Origin of the sequence: Phaeobacter cretensis, from assembly GCF_047372505.1 — a bacterium.
GTDB lineage: Bacteria > Pseudomonadota > Alphaproteobacteria > Rhodobacterales > Rhodobacteraceae > Phaeobacter > Phaeobacter cretensis.
The window spans coordinates 1,811,919-1,830,315 of the sequence record NZ_JBKBEU010000001.1 but is presented as its reverse complement, the minus strand read 5'-3'; the positions used below and the strand labels follow the sequence as shown (position 1 = coordinate 1,830,315).

At 57.4% G+C, this 18,397-nt stretch carries 16 protein-coding genes and 1 pseudogene; 5 read left to right on the top strand and 12 right to left on the bottom strand.

All coding sequences use genetic code 11. The features are described 5' to 3' along the window. Window position 1 precedes the first annotated feature (1 nt). Together panC and glpK are read left to right on the top strand one after the other, a co-directional pair. Window positions 2-859 (top strand): pantoate--beta-alanine ligase, encoded by an 858-nt coding sequence (panC, locus tag ACEWZM_RS08820; protein ID WP_414006082.1) that lies wholly within the window; start codon window positions 2-4, stop codon window positions 857-859. 67 nt (window positions 860-926) lie between these two features. After that, a complete protein-coding gene (gene glpK, locus ACEWZM_RS08815; protein ID WP_414006081.1) occupies window positions 927-2,411 on the top strand; it encodes a glycerol kinase GlpK in 1,485 nt (494 codons plus the stop codon). Between the two features lie 169 nt (window positions 2,412-2,580). Here the strand turns inward: glpK and ACEWZM_RS08810 are convergent. The 11 genes and pseudogenes from ACEWZM_RS08810 to ACEWZM_RS08760 form a co-directional block, all read right to left on the bottom strand. Continuing rightward, window positions 2,581-3,640: pseudogene (locus ACEWZM_RS08810) on the bottom strand (FAD-dependent monooxygenase); the annotation flags it as partial. 109 nt (window positions 3,641-3,749) lie between these two features. After that, window positions 3,750-4,298, bottom strand: coding sequence for an isopentenyl-diphosphate Delta-isomerase (gene idi / locus ACEWZM_RS08805; RefSeq protein WP_414006080.1), 549 nt, complete (start codon window positions 4,296-4,298; stop codon window positions 3,750-3,752). Between the two features lie 248 nt (window positions 4,299-4,546). Next, window positions 4,547-5,011 carry a c-type cytochrome gene (locus ACEWZM_RS08800; RefSeq protein WP_414006079.1) on the bottom strand — a complete coding sequence of 155 codons (465 nt, stop codon included), beginning with the start codon at window positions 5,009-5,011 and terminating at the stop codon, window positions 4,547-4,549. A 152-nt stretch (window positions 5,012-5,163) separates the two neighbouring features. After that, a complete protein-coding gene (locus ACEWZM_RS08795; RefSeq protein ID WP_414006078.1) occupies window positions 5,164-6,201 on the bottom strand; it encodes a P1 family peptidase in 1,038 nt (345 codons plus the stop codon). Between the two features lie 90 nt (window positions 6,202-6,291). Then, entirely contained in the window at window positions 6,292-7,053 is a 762-nt protein-coding gene (locus ACEWZM_RS08790) for an SDR family oxidoreductase (RefSeq protein ID WP_414006077.1), read from the bottom strand. Between the two features lie 66 nt (window positions 7,054-7,119). Then, entirely contained in the window at window positions 7,120-7,539 is a 420-nt protein-coding gene (gene arfB, locus ACEWZM_RS08785; RefSeq protein ID WP_414006076.1) for an alternative ribosome rescue aminoacyl-tRNA hydrolase ArfB, read from the bottom strand. A gap of 328 nt (window positions 7,540-7,867) precedes the next feature. Further along, complete coding sequence (locus ACEWZM_RS08780) at window positions 7,868-8,500, bottom strand: queuosine precursor transporter (RefSeq protein ID WP_414006075.1); 633 nt, start codon at window positions 8,498-8,500, stop codon at window positions 7,868-7,870. A 131-nt stretch (window positions 8,501-8,631) separates the two neighbouring features. After that, on the bottom strand, window positions 8,632-9,561 hold the full coding sequence (locus ACEWZM_RS08775) for an esterase-like activity of phytase family protein (protein WP_414006074.1): 930 nt from the start codon (window positions 9,559-9,561) through the stop codon (window positions 8,632-8,634). Next, a complete protein-coding gene (mepA, locus tag ACEWZM_RS08770) occupies window positions 9,534-10,457 on the bottom strand; it encodes a penicillin-insensitive murein endopeptidase (RefSeq protein WP_414006073.1) in 924 nt (307 codons plus the stop codon). The genes ACEWZM_RS08775 and mepA overlap by 28 nt, the downstream gene beginning before the upstream one ends. Beyond that, window positions 10,454-11,818, bottom strand: a complete 1,365-nt coding sequence (locus ACEWZM_RS08765; RefSeq protein ID WP_414006072.1) for an MFS transporter — start codon at window positions 11,816-11,818, stop codon at window positions 10,454-10,456. Before ACEWZM_RS08765 ends, mepA begins: the two co-directional genes overlap by 4 nt. A 74-nt stretch (window positions 11,819-11,892) precedes the next feature. After that, window positions 11,893-12,480 carry an acyl-CoA thioesterase gene (locus tag ACEWZM_RS08760; RefSeq protein ID WP_414006071.1) on the bottom strand — a complete coding sequence of 196 codons (588 nt, stop codon included), beginning with the start codon at window positions 12,478-12,480 and terminating at the stop codon, window positions 11,893-11,895. Window positions 12,481-12,613: 133 nt separating this feature from the next. Between ACEWZM_RS08760 and ACEWZM_RS08755 the strand changes: the two genes are divergently transcribed. The 3 genes from ACEWZM_RS08755 (at window position 12,614) to yaaA (ending at window position 16,009) form a co-directional block, all read left to right on the top strand. Then, entirely contained in the window at window positions 12,614-12,901 is a 288-nt protein-coding gene (locus ACEWZM_RS08755) for a YggT family protein (RefSeq protein WP_414006070.1), read from the top strand. 235 nt (window positions 12,902-13,136) lie between these two features. Continuing rightward, window positions 13,137-15,215, top strand: coding sequence for a DNA helicase RecQ (recQ, locus tag ACEWZM_RS08750; RefSeq protein WP_414007987.1), 2,079 nt, complete (start codon window positions 13,137-13,139; stop codon window positions 15,213-15,215). A 29-nt stretch (window positions 15,216-15,244) separates the two neighbouring features. Continuing rightward, window positions 15,245-16,009, top strand: a complete 765-nt coding sequence (gene yaaA, locus ACEWZM_RS08745) for a peroxide stress protein YaaA (protein WP_414006069.1) — start codon at window positions 15,245-15,247, stop codon at window positions 16,007-16,009. 34 nt (window positions 16,010-16,043) lie between these two features. Here yaaA and ACEWZM_RS08740 read toward each other — a convergent pair whose 3' ends face one another. After that, window positions 16,044-18,350 carry a response regulator gene (locus ACEWZM_RS08740; protein ID WP_414006068.1) on the bottom strand — a complete coding sequence of 769 codons (2,307 nt, stop codon included), beginning with the start codon at window positions 18,348-18,350 and terminating at the stop codon, window positions 16,044-16,046. Window positions 18,351-18,397: the final 47 nt, after the last annotated feature.

Sequence of the window (18,397 nt, the reverse complement as noted above, 5' to 3'; positions counted from 1 at the left end):
TATGACTGCCCCTATACTGCGCCGCCTGAGCGATCTGCGTGCGCTGCATTCCGACTGGCGACGCGAAGGCGCGCGTATCGGGCTGGTGCCCACTATGGGCGCGTTACACGACGGGCATCTGTCGCTGGTCACTGCGGCCAAGGCGACCTGTGATCGGGTGATCGTGACCATTTTTGTCAATCCGCGTCAGTTCAATAGCCTTGAGGATCTGGCCAAATATCCGCGCACCGAACATGAGGATGCGGAAAAATTGGCGCCCTATGGAGTTGATGCAATTTATGTGCCTGATCCTGATCAGATTTATCCTGACGGTTATGCGACCAACGTGTCGGTGTCAGGGCTGACAGATGTTCTGGAAGGGGAATTTCGGCCGGGTCATTTCGACGGTGTTGCAACGGTCGTGGCAAAGCTCTTTTTGCAAAGCGGCGCTGATCAAGCGTTCTTCGGGGAAAAGGATTATCAGCAATTGATGGTGGTCACCCGTATGGCGCGGGATCTGGATATTCCGATCACCGTGCAGGGCTGCGCGACGATACGCGAACCCTCAGGTCTTGCGATGTCTTCGCGCAATATGCGTCTGTCGCCCGAAGCGCTGGGGCGGGCGGCTGAGCTCTATCCGGTGTTGCGTGAGTTGGCGGATCAGCTACAAGCTGGCGCTGATTTTGACGAGAGTACTACACTGGCGCGGACGGCACTTGCCAATGCTGGTTTTGGCGAGGTTGAGTATCTGGATCTGCGCTGTGCAGAGACACTGGCACCGCTGTCGCACCCTGATCGTCCGGCTCGTCTTCTGGTGGCGGTATGGCTGGATGGCATCAGGCTGATCGACAATATCACGGTTGATCAACTAAGTAATTAGTAAGGGCTGGTAGCGATCCCACTTTTACGGCTAATCTTCGCCCCAAATGACCCAGGGGAGGGGCAAGATGACGTATATTCTGGCGATAGATCAGGGCACAACCTCGACCAGAGCGATCCTGTTTGACGACAACATGCAGGCCAAAGGATCGGCCCAGCAAGAATTCACACAGCATTTCCCGCAGGCTGGTTGGGTTGAACACGATCCAGAGGATCTTTGGACGACAACGCTGGATGTCTGTCGTCAGGTGATGGAGGCGCAGGGTGTCTCAGCCGACGACATTGCTGGAATTGGCATCACCAATCAGCGCGAAACCACGGTTGTCTGGGACCGGCACAGCGGTAAACCGATCCATAATGCGATTGTCTGGCAGGACCGTCGCACCAGTGCGATCTGCGAAGAATTGCGCGTGGCAGACCATGAAGACAGCGTACGGCAGAAAACCGGCCTGCTGCTCGACCCCTATTTCTCGGGCACCAAGCTGAAATGGATTCTGGACACGGTTCCCGGTGCGCGGGATCGGGCCGAGGCTGGTGATCTGCTGTTTGGTACGGTTGATAGTTTCCTGATCTGGCGTCTGACGGGTGGAGCGTCACATGTGACCGATGCAACCAACGCAGCCCGTACCCTGATGTATGATATCCGAAAAGGACGTTGGAGCAGCGAGATCTGCGGTGTCCTGGGGGTGCCGCGTGAGATGTTGCCGGAGGTCAAGGATTGTGCGGCGGATTTTGGGACGACCAAAGCGGAATTCCTGGGCGGTGAGATCGCCATTTTGGGCGTTGCGGGTGATCAGCAGGCGGCCACTATCGGGCAGGCTTGTTTCAAGCCCGGTATGATGAAATCCACCTATGGTACTGGGTGTTTTGCGCTTCTGAACACCGGCGATACACCGGTTTTGTCACAAAACCGGATGTTGACCACAATCGCGTATCAGCTGGACGGAGCGCCGACATATGCTCTGGAAGGGTCCATTTTTATTGCCGGGGCGGCAGTGCAATGGTTGCGTGACGGTCTGGGCATTATTGGATCGGCGCAGGAAAGCGGTGCATTGGCGCGCAATGCTGATCCGGGTCAGGATGTCATATTGGTGCCTGCGTTTACCGGCCTTGGTGCGCCCTATTGGAAACCAGATTGCAGAGGCGGCATGTTCGGTCTGACCCGCAGTTCAGGGCCTGCTGAATATGCGCGCGCTGCTTTGCAAAGCGTGGCGTATCAGACCCGTGATCTATGGGAAGCGATGCGTGCTGATTGGGGCGGTGACAGCCTAGTGACATTGCGGGTTGATGGCGGCATGAGCGCCAGCGACTGGACCATGCAAAGCCTTTCAGACTTGTTGGGCGCGGCGGTGGATCGGCCCGTGATGCAAGAGACGACCGCGCTGGGCGCTGCTTGGCTGGCGGGAATGCGGGCAGGAGTCTACCCTGATCAGGCTGGTTTCGCCGAGACCTGGGCACTGGATCAACAATTCACCCCAGAGATGGATGAAGACCATCGCAGTGCCGCTTATGCACGCTGGAAACGCGCGGTAGAGGCTGTGATTGGCGTTTGATCCTATCTGTAACGGAACAGGCGGGGTGCTCCCGCCTGTTCCGTTACAGTCATAGACTGCAACTGCGCAGTTGGGCGTAGCGCCGCGCTATGCACGGCGGGGCTCATTCATCCTGTCTAGCAATGGGAGGCAGGGAGAACCGGTGGGGCCATTGTGGCCGGGAGCGCCAAAGAACTCGCGCATCTGACGGTATGGTTCGGGGACGTGCGTTCAGTTCATCGATCGAGAAACCTGCGATGGATTTGTATTTCGCGGCATGAACGGCGAGTTGTTCCTGTGGGATCGCGTCTGTGATGTCGGCAAAGTCACCGGCGCAGAGATCCTCTACTTGTTGCAGCACACCGTCGGGACCGCCGCCTGCGTGATTGGCCTTGCCGATAGCGGTTGTCATTGGACGCAAAGCTTCCTCGTACGCGGTCAGTGCCTGAGGTGTGACCCCATGGGTTAGCAGCCGGGCGGGAGGCGACTATGCATGCATCGGCAATGGCCTGAATGGCCGTGTTAGAGCCTACTCGCTAGGTCGGATGCGCCGCATCGCCCATCAGGCTGACCCGACCATCCGGCCAAAGTGGCAGCGGGTTACGATCTACCATCGGATATTCATAGACGGTTTCCGCACCCTTGATCAGGGCAGGTACATCGATCCAGTCAAATTGCGAATCTGCAATACCCGGTAGAAAATCCTGAATATCAGCCGCGGGCTTCCAGATTGGTGCGCTCTCATCTGGATACTTCTGGGCGCGAATGACGGAATGAATGCCGTCGGCGCCGATCAACAGTGTGCCGGTCGCTTGCTTCCTGCCATTGATGTGAAGGGCCGCGCCATCTGATGTGGTTCCATACCCGGTAACACGTGCACCGGCGGTGATGACATCCGGACGGGCCCGATCCAACAGCGCGTGGTAGAGCATCATCTGTAGCGCGCCGCGATGTACGGAGAATTGTGGCCAAGTGTAACCTACGTCCTGACCGTGGGATTCTTCCCAGATGGTCTTGCCCAGTTTGGAATAGAACCCGAGCTGACGGGTGCACATGCCAATCGCGGAGAGTTCCGCCTTCAGCCCCCGATCAAACAGTGCCCGCACCGCATTGGGCTGCAGGTTGATGCCGACGCCCATCGGTTTCAGCGTGTCTGTGGTTTCGTAGATACGAAAAGGCACGCCTAGTTCATGCAGAGTGAGGCCAAGCGTCAACCCTGTGATGCCTGCCCCTGCGATCATGATTGTTATCTGTCTAACCTCTCTGATGCTTTTACGCTGGTTTGATAAAGAACCATGCCGCTCAGACCGGGCAAGATGAGTAAATCCTCCGATTAGAGACTTATGCGATGGCCGCTGCTTAGCTGTCGTCGGTGTTGCCAAGGCTAAGATCCGGACCGAAGATAACGTCGGAATAGCTATTGAGATAGATTTTGAGCCAAGGGGTAAAGCGGTCGGGGTGGCGCTGCACTTCGGCCAAGAGATCGTGATAGTCGATCCAGCGGGTCTCCATCACCTCATCGGGATTGGGTGTCAGCTCCGGCACCCGATGGGCATGTGCGAGAAAGACGTCAACCACCTCATGTTCAATCAGGCCGTTGCCGACATCAGCGCGGTACTCCAGATGATGGCGAAATTCAGGGTAAAGCCCAGTGATGCCCAGCTCTTCTTGCATACGACGGACCGCGCAGGCGGGAGAGGCTTCGTCCCACTGCGGATGGGTGCAGCAGGTGTTCGCCCAAAGACCCGGGGTGTGGTACTTGCCCATGGCTCGGCGTTGCATCAGGATTTCACCGCCTTTGACCACAAAAACCGAAACGGCCTTGTGCTTAAGCCCTTGTTCATGGGCTGCCAGTTTATCGACCGGCTTCAGGGTGCCATTCACCCAGGCGGGGATCATTTGGGGCATTGCAGAAACTCGCAAGGATTAGGCGATAGATCGGGCTGTCCAGTCATCGTGCCGCGCAAGCGGGATTGGATAGATAGGGCGGTCGTCAGATGCAGATCAATTCCACAAACCTTGCCGTCGAGTTCGGCGAGCAGCGGTACGGGAGTCGGTGCGGGATGGGCAATATAATACCGAAATTCGAAAATCAATTGTGCGTAAAGCCGCGGCCATGGGCGCGCGGCTTTTGCTGTCTCGGCTGATCGTTGGGATCAGTTGCTCTTGGTTTCTTCCGTTGTAGCTTCTGCCTCGTCTTCAACAGCATCGGCAGGGCCGTGCATTGCGAGAAACGCGTAGATGTCTTCAGCGCCTTTCTTCAGGCGGAACGACATCTTGGACTTGGCTTTGGGATTATCCAGATACTCACGCAGGAACCCTTTGGGATCGGCGGTGTAGGCGGTAAAGGATTCAGCGTCCCAAACCAGACCCTGTTCGCCCGCTGCGACCATGTCTTTGCCGTATTTGTAGCCGTCATAGGTTCCGGCAGTACGGCCCGTTACACCCCAGAGGTTTGGCCCCGTTTTGCCGCCTTTGATGATGATATCACCGCTGTCCGAGGCAACCATGTGGCAGGATTTGCATTTCTTGAAGCCCTTTTCCCCTTTGTCAGGGTCGCCTTCAGCAAAGGCAGGGGCGGCAATCAGCCCTAGCGCTGCAACAGCAGTCAGAAGTTTCATTTCGCTTGCTCCAAATTTGAGTTGGCTTTTTCAATACGCTCGGGATCCGCAAAAGAGTCAAACGGGCGTTTTGCCGCGTCTGGTCTCGGGTTCGCATATCAAAAGCGCGATCGCGCCGAGTCATGGGTGGGTCCGATTTACATTTGGTGCGACTAACTTCCATTCCAGCAGGGGAGCAAATCACCCGGTTCGGGGTGGGCAAGTGCCGCGGCGCGGGCGATTGCGCGACTAAGGCAGAGAGCAGCAGCATGGCCGATTTCGCCGAGGTTGCCGCCGAGCTCAGCGTCAGTGATCGTCGCTGATGCATCGCCTGTACTGACGGCAAAAACCAGGTCACCGTCGCCCGGTGAATGTGCGGGTACAATCGCACGCCCGATGCCGTCATGGGCAGCAGTGGCGAGCCGTTGGCATTGTGATTTGCTAAAGGGAGCATCGGTGGCGACGATTGCGATTGTGGTGTTGCTTCCTTCCACCGGAAGGTCTGCACCCTTAGCCAGCGCCTGCATCGAAGCGATCTTGAGACTGGCCGACGGGGTGGTGAAGCCAGTGGAAGGATCGACGCCTATGCCACCAAATTCACCATCGATTTCAAACGGGGCCGCCCAGAAATGGCGATCACCGGGGGTCGTGACAGAACCAAGTGGGTTGGCGGCGACAAGCGCGCCAACGGTGGTTCCATCTGCCAATACAAAAGAAGCAGAGCCAAGGCCGCCCTTCACGCGTGCCGCCAAAGCCCCTGTGCCTGCGCCTGCTGTGCCCAGAGAGAAATTGCGATCTGCAGCGTCATAAGCCGCCCGACCCAAGGCTGCATAGGGGTTATTCTGCCAGTCTTTATCGCCCCCGTTTAACAGGTCAAACAGAATAGCGCCGGGGACAATTGGCACGCGTGCAGGTCCCACGGCATAGCCGCGCCCGGCAGCGTGCAATCCGGCCACCACGCCGGAACAGGCGTCCAGTCCGAAAGCTGAGCCACCGGAGAGCACCAGCGCGTCGATCTGAGCGACTGATTTATCCGGCGCCAGCAGATCTGTCTCACGGGTGCCGGGTGCGCCGCCCATAACATGAACCCCGGCAGTAAAAGGCTGATCTGCTGTCAGTACAGTGGTGCCCGATTTCAACCTTATGTCCTGGGAATTGCCGACCTTTAGGCCTGGCACATCGGTGATCAAGTTCATTGGGCCGGGTTTCATACGGGGCGATCCTTTGTGGTGGGCGTTTGCGTTGGTGCGCGGGGTCGCGTTTGGTCGTTAGGTACTGAGTTGTAGCAAAGCGAACGACTGTCAGATGCAGCGGCCGCCATCGACCTCAAGTGCCACTCCGGTCACCATGCTGGCCTCATCCGAGCAGAGATAGCAGGCGGCGTTTCCCATATCTTCGGGCGTGGAAAAGCGGCCGATCGGGATGGTGGAGAGGAATTTCGCGCGGATCTCGGGTGTGTCTTCGCCCATGAAGGTTTGCAGCAGGGGAGTTTCGCCAGCAACGGGGTTGATCGCATTCACACGGACACCCATCGGGGCGAGTTCAACAGCCATCGTGCGGGTCGCAGTGATCATCCAGCCTTTGGAGGCATTGTACCAGTTGAGGTTCGGACGGGGTGAAACCCCTGCGGTGGAAGCTACATTGAGGATCACACCGCTATTGCGCGATTTCATATGCGGCACCAAAGCACGGGCGGTCAGGTAGACGGATTTCATATTTACCGCGACGACACGGTCAAAATCATCTTCGCTGACATCCTCCAGTGGCGTCGGCAGATGGCTGACGCCTGCGTTATTCACAATGATATCGATTTGACCAAAGTGATCGAGCGCGGCCCGTGCCATCTGATCAACAGAAGCGCGGTCAGCGACATCAACGGCCTGAGCAATCGCGCGACCGGCACCATAGGTTTCGCAAGCAATTGATGCTGCGGCCTCGGCCGCGTTGGCGTTGATATCTGCGATCATCACCCGGGCGCCTTCCTGTAGGAATTTGGTGGTGATACCCGCGCCGAAGCCTGATGCTCCGCCGGTGACAATGGCGTGTTTTTCTGCCAGCCGCATATGCTCTCTCCCCAATTGACTTTGCGGCAGCTTGGCTGAGAGCGCGTGCCAGTGCAATTGTCTGTCCTAGTCGGGATCGATCTTACCGCGCGTCGCTTTGATATCGCCCCGCTGGCGTTTGGAATCCAGACGTCTGCGCACGGAACCGCGGGTGGGTTTGGTGGCGATGCGGCGTTTGGGGACGACCAATGCTTGGCGGATAAGTTCGGCCAGCCGTTCGCGGATCAGATCGCGGTTGCGTTGCTGTGAGCGGGTCTCATCGCATTGCAGGATGACCGCGCCTTCCTTTGTCCAGCGCCGTCCTGCCAGCCGCTTCAGACGTGATTTCATGGCCGGGGTCAGCGCAGGAGATCGCGCAGCCTCGAACCGCAACTCGACAGCGGATGAGACCTTGTTCACATTCTGCCCACCGGGGCCTGACGCGCGCATGAAGCTTTCGGTCAGTTCCCAATCCTGCAGGGTGATGGTGTCTGTAATGCGCAACATGTTGCGGATCATACTGTGCAGGTTGAATAAGGTCCAAGCGAAAGCCTGAGCCGTATGATCACTGTGGGCTGCGTGCCACGCAAAAAGGGCCGCCCTATGGTGGGCGGCCCTTTCCGAAAGTTTGTAAGAGCAAAGGCAGGTTAGGGTGTTAAACCCAGCCGGGTGGCTGCTGCCAGAGAGGGCTGCCTCAGGGGCACGCCGCTCCGGTTGTTGCTACGCCTTGCTCCAATACCTTTCTTGACACTGGATCACCTCCTTTTCTCTTTGTTTCCGTTACCTGTGATGGTTGCACGGAAGTGGAGGATCTCCAAATAAAATCTGCGTCGCTTCAGTTTACGGTCGCTTTGGCGCGTGTCAGATGCGTCACAATCATGCGAAAAGGCACCAATGCCAGCAGGGCCAGTGCGACCTTAACGCCCCAGTCAGCCACGGCAAGCGAGACCCAGAGCGGTGCGACGGGACCAGTGCCAAGGATTGGTAACATTTCACCGGCCCAGGACACGTCATTGACCGGTTCCAGCCAGATCAGAGCGCCGGAAAAGGCGATGCTGAAGAAGAGTGCAGTATCGACGGTAGCACCAACCAGAGTGGAGGCCAGTGGCGCGCGCCACCAGTCTCCGTTGCGCAGAGCGGTAAAGATCGAGACATCCAGCAGCTGTGCGGTAAGAAAGGCGAGGCCTGAAGCGATGGCAATCCGTAAGGTCACGAGTGGGCCGAATTCGCCCATGATCTGCGTGCCAATCAGTGAGCAGGCAACCCCGACTACAAACCCGACGAGAACGACCTTGCGGGCGGGTCCGGTGCCATAGACGCGGTTGGTGACATCGGTCACGAGAAACGCGATGGGGTAGGTGAAGGCGCCCCAGGTCAGCCATTGGCCAAAGAGGAATTGCACCAGAATATTGGAGGCCACCACAATGGCGGCCATGGCAAAGATGCCAGGAATGTAAGAGCGTGTCATTTTGTAGTCCGTTTTTTAGACAAGGTCGCGGAGACTTGTTTCGCAATGCGAAAGATCAGGCCCAATAGCGGAAAAGCTGCTGTTGTGGCAAGGTTTTTTGTCATGATGGCTCATCGCGCAGGGGCTATGGTCTATTCGGGAAGCCTGTATTCCACCAGTTCGGTACGTTGCAGCGATTTGAAATTATCATCAGAGACCATGGTGGCGCGTAGGGCACCACTTTGATCGCGCCAGATCGACACGCCTTCCAGATTGTCATGCAGTCCCAAGCCAGTTTCCAGCAATGTAACCTCGCCGCTGATGTGATCTCCCACGACATTCCAACGTCGCAGGCGACTGCGAAACCCGATGAAGCCAAAGTTGCGTTCCAAAAGGTAGAACCGCCCATCAGGTCCGAAATCCGCGCCAACCGGAAGAAAATTTCCACGGCTGGGCAACACAAATGGGCGATCCCAACGGCTGCCGTTCCAGCGCCAGACGGGGATGTCACCGGATTTGGTCAGTGCACGTTCCGGGAGCGTATAGAGATGGCCGCGTTTGTCGATGGCCAGCGCCTCAAGTGCTTTGTTCAGGGGCAGACGGCGGAACGCTTTCGGGCGTGGCAGTACCTCGGCGCGGCTGTCGCCCTTACGATGCCTAGCTACGCGCGACACGCCCTCGAATGAGATGAACAACGTGCCGTCTTGTGCTACAGCGAGGCCTTCTGCGTCGACGATACGGCCGCGCAGTATGGCCCCATCAGAGGCCCGCAATTTATGCGCTTTGGTTGGGGTGACCGATGTGATCGCTTGCATCAGGTCCGCGCCGCGTTGAATGTCGGCGGTCACGATCGTGGCGCGGTCGCTGATCACAGTCATCTGCCGACCGTCAGGCGACATTGACAGGGCAGAGAACCCACCAAACCATTTGGCTGGGTGGGTCCATCGATAGGCTGCGACCAGTTGTGCGGCTCCCGGTTGCGCCGCTGACGCTATGGGCCGGTAGACGACCAGAGTGGTCAACGACAGCCCAATAGCCGCAGCGAGGCCAAGGCTCAGTTTGATTGCAGAACGGTGGCGCATTGCTCGGGTAAATCCGAAAGAGTGTGTTCACGCCGTGGTTTGGGTCTTGGCGCATTGGGGTCGCGTGGTTTGGGTGGCGGCGGGTTCAGGATATCCTTGACCCATTGGCGCGCGTCATCGCACCCGTCGCCGCGGGGTGGTGGATCCTGATTGACGCAGCCACGTGCACCGGGAGGGCATTTTAGCCTGACGTGGAAGTGGTAGTGGTGGCCATACCAGGGCCGGATCTTGCGCAGCCAGTCCCGATTGCCTTTTTCGTCATTGCACATCCGGACCTTGGCTCCGGGAAAGACAAAGATCCGGGCTACGCGATCATCCTTGGCGGCGGCCCTTAGGATAGCGTGGTGTTGCGATGACCAGTTGGAATTCGTGTAGGCGCCTTTTGCCCGGCGCAGTGAGATTGATGAAATCTTCTCGCGTTCCGCCACGCTGAGGTTGAGGCGATCCGCTGGTAGCATCCAGATATCGGCGTCCAACCCGACTTGATGACTGCGGTGACCGGATAGCATCGGCCCACCCCGTGGTTGGCTGATGTCGCCAACATAGAGGCCGTTCCAGCCGCTTTGACGGGCGGCGACACGGCTGAGATCCTTGACGAAATCAATGACTTCCGGATGACCCCAGTTGCGGTTGCGTGACAAGCGCATGGCCTGCCAGGTTGGTCCGGTTTGGGGCAGCTGCTCGGCTCCAGCAACGCAGCCCTTGGAGTAAGAGCCGAAAGGAGCTGGTTTCTGCGCGGAGCCTTCGCGTTTTGCGCCAAATAATTGCTTGGCAGGAGCGGAAGAGTTCGCGGATCGGCTGACGACGGGACCGACAGAGGGCGACGGTGTATCCTCGGTGGGAGTGCAGGCCGCTAACAGGAAGGCGGTGAGGATGATGTATCGATTGAACTTCAACTCTGGTCTCCTTCTGCATTGACCCAACGAAGCCCGATGAGTCCGATGATAAACAATAGAATGACCGGAGCGATACCGAGACGGGCGCTTCCGGTGAGGGTGGTGGCAATTCCGATGAGCGCAGGTGCAAGAAATGCAGTTGCGCGCCCGGAAAGCCCATAGAGGCCGAATGCCTCGGTTGCATTTTCCGGGGTGGTGTGACGGACCATCAGGCTGCGGCTGGCCGCTTGCAGGATACCGCCAAAGCCACCGATCATCACACCGCAGGCAAAGAAGAGCGTGTCTGGCAGACCGGATCCTTCGGCCAAGGGGACGCCAAAGAAGTGTTCGCGTGACATGTTGACGACCAGAACGCAGACAGCTGTCAGGACTATGATAGCCGTCGTGATAACAGGTTTTGGGCCAAAGCGCCGATCGGCAAGGCCACCGAGCCAGCTGAACAGCGCCGAGGAAATCACAGCGATAATCCCAAAGATCCCGATCAGAGTGATTTCCCAGCCCAATACAAGCCGCGCATAGATCCCGCCAAACGCATAAAGACCATTCAGTGCATCCCGGTAGAGCATCGAGGAAATCAGATAGCCGGTCAGGCTGGTGCGGTGCCGAAGATTGCGGATAGCGCGCCCAACTGAGCTGATCGCATCGCGCAACCGTCCACGCGCGCCGGTGACGGCTTTGTCGCGAACCCAAAGAAAGTAAGGAATGATAAAAATCGCAAACCAGATCGCGGTCAGTGGTCCGGCGGCGCGGGTGCCTTCGCGCTGGCTGGCATCCAACCCCAATATGGGGTCAATCCCGATCAGCGTTTTGCCATCCCCCTGTTCTACAAAAAGCGTGAGCATGAGAAAGAGCGCAATCACGCCACCCAGATAGCCAATGGCAAAGCCTGTGCCGGAGATTGTTCCGACGTCTTCTTTGTTGCCAAGTGACGGTAGCTGCGCGTTGACGAAAATCAGCGCGAATTCCGCACCGATGAAACCAAAGCCAAAGCTGATGAGTACCCACCACAGGTTTGATCCGCCCGGATCCATAAACCACAGCCCAGAAGCGCCGATGACATACATCAGCGAAAACGCCATGATCCACGGGAGCTTGCGTCCGGATATGTCTGCCAATGCACCTAAGAACGGACCGCCCAAGCCAATCATCAGGCCGGTAATGGTAAGACACATTGACCAGATGGTCTGCGCCTGCGCTTTTGCTGCCTCTTCTGCCAATCCCTGGGTCAGATAGTAATCTGCAGCTACTGCGGCAAAGAAGGGAGCAAAGACAAAGGTGACCAGCAGCGTATGATAAGGCTGGCTGGCCCAGTCAAAGGCCCACCAACCCCAGATGCGCTTGCGCATGGATATTTGCGTCATGCCTCGTCGTCCCTTGCCCGATGCCTGTCGTGGTCTTTTGTCGTTGCCTTTTGGTATGACAGGCTGGGGCAGGGTTAGGCAAGCGTGTCATCAGGAACTGACGTCTGTTGGGCGGCTGGTTGCGAAGGCATCATTGGTGGCCAGGGGCGGCCTGCGTCAGCATCGCACCAAGCCTTGATCCAGCCGGGCATCTGAGGAGGCGTGCCGTCGGGGCGTCCGATGGCTTTCAGCACCTCTTGTGGAGAGACGATCCCGTTGGCATCAGTGATCGCTGTGCGCAGCATCACGTGGCTGGCGCAGTCGCCGTTGGATTTCCACATGGATTGTTCAAGATAGACAAAACGATTATCCCAAGCCACGGCCCGGCTGCGCATTTCAAACCGTTCAAAACCTCGGATGCGGCGGCGGAACCGCACGGTTGTGCCTGCAACCGTCATACCCCAGCGTCGGCTGCGCAGAGCACCTATCAGACCAACCCGTTGGGCCAGCATGGTGCGCCCCAGATCATAAAGCGTCATCGCGCGGCCGTTGTTCAGTTCCATCCAAATGTCCAAGTCCCAAGGCCAGCAGATGTGGCGAGAGACATGGGTTTCGGTCAGATCCAGCGGCGGCATCCGACGAGCAACCAGCAGATCCTTGATCAGGCGGACGATGGGGAACATGGGCGCGATCTCCTGTGTGATGTGCCCGTGATGCCATGTGTTTACAGCACGTCAACCGCAACCTCGCGGCAGTCTTGCGATTTTGCGCGGGCGCGCTTACCTGTGAATAAGCTCCAAAAAGGGAAATAAAGAGATGCTGTCGCTGTTTCAAATTCTGATGCTGATCCTGGATATCGTTTGGTTCTTTATCATTGCCCATGTGATCATGAGCTGGTTGATCAATTTCCAGGTGCTTAACCTCAATCAGCAATTTGTGGCGCAGGTCTGGTATGGTCTTAACCGCATGTTAGAGCCTCTATATGCGCCCGTCCGCCGGATTATGCCAAATATGCAGGGCTTGGATCTGGCGCCGCTGGTGGTGCTGATCGCAGTTTATGCGCTGCGGATCATTCTGACCAACAACATCGCTATGTTCTACTGATTGGTTGAGCGTGTCAGGGGTGGTTATCCTGACGCGGCGCGCCTGATATTGTAGATAAACTGCCAGATAGATCGCCGGGGCTCGGGCCTGCGGCGGTCTTTTTCTGCATTCGGCACAGGTGCAAAGAAGGTGCTAACCCTTGTGGGTCGAATCCGGTTGTGGGAATGTCGTTACCAAGACGAGCAGATCACAAATAACGAGGCCTCAAGCCCCCATGTCCGCACTCCAGCCGGAAATGACCGCACCCACAGGTGCGATTACCAGTGGCGCATCCGCCCCCGGCGCGACACCGCTCCTGCGAGAGATCTTTGGTTTTGACGGGTTTCGACCCGGTCAGGAAGAGATCGTAGATGCGGTGACAGCCGGGGAGAACGTGCTGGCGATCATGCCAACTGGCGGCGGCAAGTCCTTGTGCTTTCAATTGCCAGCGCTGATGCGCGAGGGGATCACGGTGGTGATTTCACCGCTGATCGCGCTGATGCGTGACCAGGTGCGTGCGTTGCAAGAAGTTGGCGTGACCGCAGGGGCGCTGACATCGGGCAATACCGATGAAGAGACCGAAGCCGTCTGGCAATCCATCGAGGAAGGGCGGTTGAAGCTCCTTTACATGGCGCCTGAACGGCTTGCCTCGGGCGCGGCGATGGGCATGCTGCGCCGGATCGGGGTCAGCATGATTGCCGTGGACGAGGCGCATTGCGTCAGCCAGTGGGGGCATGACTTCCGACCTGATTATTTGCGCATCGGTGAATTGCGTCAGGCTCTTGATGTGCCGCTGGCGGCTTTTACCGCCACTGCGGACCAGGAAACCCGTGAGGAAATCGTAGAGAAGCTGTTTGATGGCGAAGCGCCGCGCAGTTTCCTGCGGGGGTTTGATCGTCCGAATATTCATCTGGCCTTTGCCACTAAAGACAGCCCGCGCCGTCAGATCCTAGAATTTGCAGCCGCGCGCAATGGGCAGTCTGGTATTGTCTACTGCGGCACCCGTGCCAAGACTGAGGCCCTGGCGGCAGGCCTGCGCGAGGCGGGACACATGGCATGCTACTATCATGGTGGTATGGACGCCGAGGATCGCCGAGGCGTTGAAACGCGGTTCGCTCGTGAGGACGGCTTGATCGTAGTGGCAACCGTGGCCTTTGGTATGGGGATCGACAAACCTGACATTCGTTGGGTTGCGCATGCGGATCTGCCAAAATCCATCGAATCCTATTATCAGGAAATCGGCCGGGGTGGCCGCGATGGCGCGCCTGCAGAGACATTGACCCTGTTTGGCCCGGAAGACATTCGTTTGCGCCGAAGCCAGATTGACGAAGGTCTGGCGCCCGCTGAACGACGCACAGCCGACCATGCGCGTCTGAATGCTCTGTTGGGATTGGCAGAGGCGCTGAAATGCCGTCGTCAGACCTTGCTCGCCTATTTCGGGGAGGCGGCGGAGCCATGTGGAAACTGTGATCTCTGTGATCAGCCCGTTGATGTATTTGACGGGACTACAGCGGTTCGTAAGGCGCTGTCAGCGATCCTGCGAACGAATGAGACCTATGGGTCAGGGCATTTGATCGATATTCTGGTGGGCAATACAACCGATCGTGTGCGCGACAAACGCCATGATGATCTGTCGGTCTTTGGCTGTGGCAAGGAGTATGGCAAGCGGCAATGGCAGGCGGTGTTTCGTCAAATGATGGGCCATGATCTGGTGCGCCCGGATCCGGAACGTCACGGTGCGCTGCGCATGACTGAGGCGGCCTTGCCGGTATTGCGGGGGGAGCAAGACATTGCGCTACGCCGTGATACCATCAGTTCTGCGAAGCGCAGCCCAGCGGTGAAGGCACTGGTGTCAGATGAGGATGCACCGCTGTTATCGGCGTTGAAGGCCAAGCGCCGGGCATTAGCTGAAGGGCAGAAAGTGCCGGCTTATGTTATTTTTGCGGATCGTACCCTGATTGAGATGGCCGAAACCCGGCCTGATACTCTGGACAAGATGGCCCGTATTGGCGGTGTCGGTGCAAAGAAGCTTGAGCGTTACGGCAGTGATTTTCTGTCGGTGATCACCGGTGAGAGTGCTGAGTTGCACCCCATGCGCCGTAAGTTGGCGGGTCGCGATGCGGGGTCCCTTTTTGATGCACTTTTGGAAACGCAGACCCAATTGGCTCGCGGCAGCTGTGGAACCGAGAAGCCGCTCAGCTGTTCTGCAGCGCAGCTGGCGAAACTGGCGCAGATGCGTCCGCAGGATGAGACCGCGATCACAAGACTGTTAGGCGAGCGCCGCGCGGAACGTTTTGCAGCGGCGTTTCTGGACGTATTGCGCGGCGCGGGCTAGGTTTTTCCTGAACCAAATGGGGGCAGAATATGCTGGTAGTAACTTCTCCGGCCAAGAAGCTGGACTGGAGCGAGCGCGACGTTGAAATGACATGGCCTGCGATGCACGACGCTGCCGTGGAATTGGCATCGGTGGGACGGGATCTGTCGGTCGCAGAGCTGATGAAGCTTATGCATATCAGCGAGGATCTCGGTAAGCTAAATCACGATAGATTTCAGCGTTTTACTGCTGATCCTGCCGCGGATGATATGCGTCCTGCAGCACTGGCTTTTGCTGGCGATACCTATCAGGGATTGGAAGCTGGATCGCTGGACGCGGACGAAATGGCCTGGGCGCAGGATCATTTCCGCATCCTATCCGGGCTATACGGCCTGTTGCGCCCCCTGGATGCAATGCAGGCCTACCGGCTTGAGATGGGATCCCGGCTGAAAACGCCCCGTGGCAAATCGCTCTATGAGTTCTGGGGGAGTGAGATTTCCGATGCGCTGAATGTTCAGGCTGAGACTGTCGGCAGTGACATACTGGTGAACTGCGCAAGCCAGGAATATTTTGGAGCAGTGGATCGTGATGTACTGAAGCTACGGGTGGTTACGCCTGTGTTTATGGAAGATAAAAACGGCACGCCCAAGGTGGTGAGTTTTTATGCCAAACGTGCCCGGGGCGCGATGGCGCGATACATCATTCAAAACCGTCTGAATGATGACACCGCGCTGCAGGCGTTTGACAGTGGCGGATACCGCTACATGCCGGAGATGTCTAAGACGGATCAACCCGTGTTCCTTCGGGCAGGCTAAGCGCCTCGGTCGGCGTCAGTCGGATCCGTTTGGGTCAGGCAGCGCCAGTTTGGGTGATGTCTTCGAGTATCAGGGGGGTGGCCTCAGACGGCAAATAGGCGTGAATGCGTTCGTGGATCAGGGCCTTGCGCAGGGGTTTTGTCAGGTAGTGATCCAGGCCTGCGGCCAATATGCCATCAGAATCGCCAGTCATCGCATGGGCCGTTAGGGCGACAACCGGCACATATGTGCCGGTGCCATGCTCCATTGCGCGAATTTTCTGGGTGGCTTCTTTGCCATCCATCATCGGCATGGAGATATCCATAAAGATAAGGTCGGGTTGGAATGACTGATAGGCTGCTACTGCCTCGATACCGTTGTTAGCGAATTGCAGATCGATGTTGAGATCTTTGACCATCTTGCGGAACACAAGCTGATTGGTGCGGTTGTCCTCTGCTGCTAGCACACGCATCAGGCGCTGCTGGGGCAGAGTGCCACCTGCCGTCGCCGAGTGCATGGGCATAGCGGTTGTTGGCTGGGTTTGCTGCAGATCGGGGTCTGTTGGGACCGCATTCAGAACCGGAGGGGCAGGCGCGGCAGGTTCTTCTGCTGTGATAGCAGCTGAGTCTGAGCCACCAGTTGGAAGCTCTACCAATCGTTGAAACAGTTCGTCTCTTTGGATCGGTTTGAGAAGGACGCTATCGGTTACTGAGCGCACTTCCGTATTGCTTGGTGTAGTTGGATCGCTGCTGAGCATCAGGATTGGGACGTTCGCAAACGGGCCAGAGCGTAGTTTCTTCGCCAACTCAACACCATCCTGATCGGGAAGATTCTCATCGCAAACGACCAGATCAATGTTATCTGGCATGCCGGCAATTGCAGCAGCGCCGCTGTCGAATACTGTGACCTCGAGCCCTAGCGTGGTCAGTTGCTTGCTGAGCACGTCGCGCATCACAGACTGCGAATCGATGACCGCGATCTGGCACAGCCCTTTGGGCAGGGTCGGAATACTGGTCGATGCTCCTTCGGCAAGTGGCAGCTCTATGCGGAAACCAAAGCAAGAGCCTTTGCCCTCTTCGCTGTCGACCCATATTTCGCCATCCATCAGCTCAATCAATCGTTTGGAGATCGCAAGACCAAGACCGGTACCTTCGAACTGGCGGTTGCGCTCGTCCTCAACCTGGCTGAACTCACCAAAGATGTCCTGCAACTTCTCCTCGGGAATGCCGATGCCGGTGTCATCGATGGTGACGTGGATCGAACAGACTTTGCCATCGGCGTCGGAAATACCGGTGATTTGCAGGGCGACATGCCCCTCGGAGGTGAATTTCACAGCGTTGCCGACCAGATTCGTAAGAACCTGACGAATGCGTCCGGGGTCGCCAACAAAACTGGTCGGCAGGAAGAGATCGTAGTCCAGCAACAGCGTCAGATCTTTGTCGCGTGCGCTGGGCTGCAGCAGCATCAAGACTTCATGGACGCTGCGCTCCAAATCGAAAGGCTCTGGGTAGAGCTCCAGTTTCTGCGCTTCGATCTTAGAATAGTCGAGCACATCGTTGATGATGACCAGCAGCGCCTCGCCCGAGTTTTTGATCGTGTTGGCGTAGAGCTGCTGTTCTTCGCTCAGATTTGTATCGCTCAGAAGCTCTGCCATGCCGACCACACCGTTCATCGGCGTGCGAATTTCATGGGACATATTCGCAAGGAAAGCGGATTTGGCTCGGTTTGCCGCTTCAGCGCGTTCGCGAGCCGATTGTAGCTCTTCTTCGTACTGCACAGTTGATGTGATATCGAGTGCCAGACTGACCATATCGCCGCCTTGACCACGTTGATCCAACAGCCGTAGGTAACGATCGTCCCACATGCGTACCACCACGGGCTCTGGTGAGGTAGACATCCAACGCTCTGCCATTTGGGCACGCCATTGATCGGGGTCTTGATCGGCGGTATTCACGAGACCTTCGTCGGTTAGGATCTGCAAAATCCGGACATAGGATATGCCGGGCTCAACCTCTTCCAATCCGTCAAAAAGATTGAGGTAGGCGGTATTTGCGCTGATCAACTTGCCATCAGTATCGAAGAAGGCGAAACCATCCTGAATAGCCTGAATCGAATGCCAGAGACGACGCTCAGCTTTTTCGACCTTTTCATTGGCAGTAGAGAGATCTGATTTCACCTTGGCGTTTTCGTCGCGTACCGTTGCAACCTCTGCCTGGGTGACGCCGATCTGGCGGGTGAGCGCCAGCGCGTGGCGTCCAAGTTTACGGTTGGCTGCCGAAAGCTCCGCCTGCTTCAACTCAAGCAGGCGCTCCGCCGCAAGACGCGCGCGTCGTTCTTCCGTCAATCTGTCAGCAAGGTTCATCCCTGCGAACTCCACATAATACCAACACGACTTATCTGCTCTAACTT

Coding starts and splice junctions, on each gene's coding strand:
- panC (WP_414006082.1), top strand. CDS start 2: ATGACTGCCCCTATACTGCGCCGCCTGAGCGATCTGCGTGCGCTGCAT.
- glpK (WP_414006081.1), top strand. CDS start 927: ATGACGTATATTCTGGCGATAGATCAGGGCACAACCTCGACCAGAGCG.
- idi (WP_414006080.1), bottom strand. CDS start 4,298: ATGCCCCAAATGATCCCCGCCTGGGTGAATGGCACCCTGAAGCCGGTC.
- ACEWZM_RS08800 (WP_414006079.1), bottom strand. CDS start 5,011: ATGAAACTTCTGACTGCTGTTGCAGCGCTAGGGCTGATTGCCGCCCCT.
- ACEWZM_RS08795 (WP_414006078.1), bottom strand. CDS start 6,201: ATGAAACCCGGCCCAATGAACTTGATCACCGATGTGCCAGGCCTAAAG.
- ACEWZM_RS08790 (WP_414006077.1), bottom strand. CDS start 7,053: ATGCGGCTGGCAGAAAAACACGCCATTGTCACCGGCGGAGCATCAGGC.
- arfB (WP_414006076.1), bottom strand. CDS start 7,539: ATGTTGCGCATTACAGACACCATCACCCTGCAGGATTGGGAACTGACC.
- ACEWZM_RS08780 (WP_414006075.1), bottom strand. CDS start 8,500: ATGACACGCTCTTACATTCCTGGCATCTTTGCCATGGCCGCCATTGTG.
- ACEWZM_RS08775 (WP_414006074.1), bottom strand. CDS start 9,561: ATGCGCCACCGTTCTGCAATCAAACTGAGCCTTGGCCTCGCTGCGGCT.
- ACEWZM_RS08765 (WP_414006072.1), bottom strand. CDS start 11,818: ATGACGCAAATATCCATGCGCAAGCGCATCTGGGGTTGGTGGGCCTTT.
- ACEWZM_RS08760 (WP_414006071.1), bottom strand. CDS start 12,480: ATGTTCCCCATCGTCCGCCTGATCAAGGATCTGCTGGTTGCTCGTCGG.
- ACEWZM_RS08755 (WP_414006070.1), top strand. CDS start 12,614: ATGCTGTCGCTGTTTCAAATTCTGATGCTGATCCTGGATATCGTTTGG.
- recQ (WP_414007987.1), top strand. CDS start 13,137: ATGACCGCACCCACAGGTGCGATTACCAGTGGCGCATCCGCCCCCGGC.
- yaaA (WP_414006069.1), top strand. CDS start 15,245: ATGCTGGTAGTAACTTCTCCGGCCAAGAAGCTGGACTGGAGCGAGCGC.
- ACEWZM_RS08740 (WP_414006068.1), bottom strand. CDS start 18,350: ATGAACCTTGCTGACAGATTGACGGAAGAACGACGCGCGCGTCTTGCG.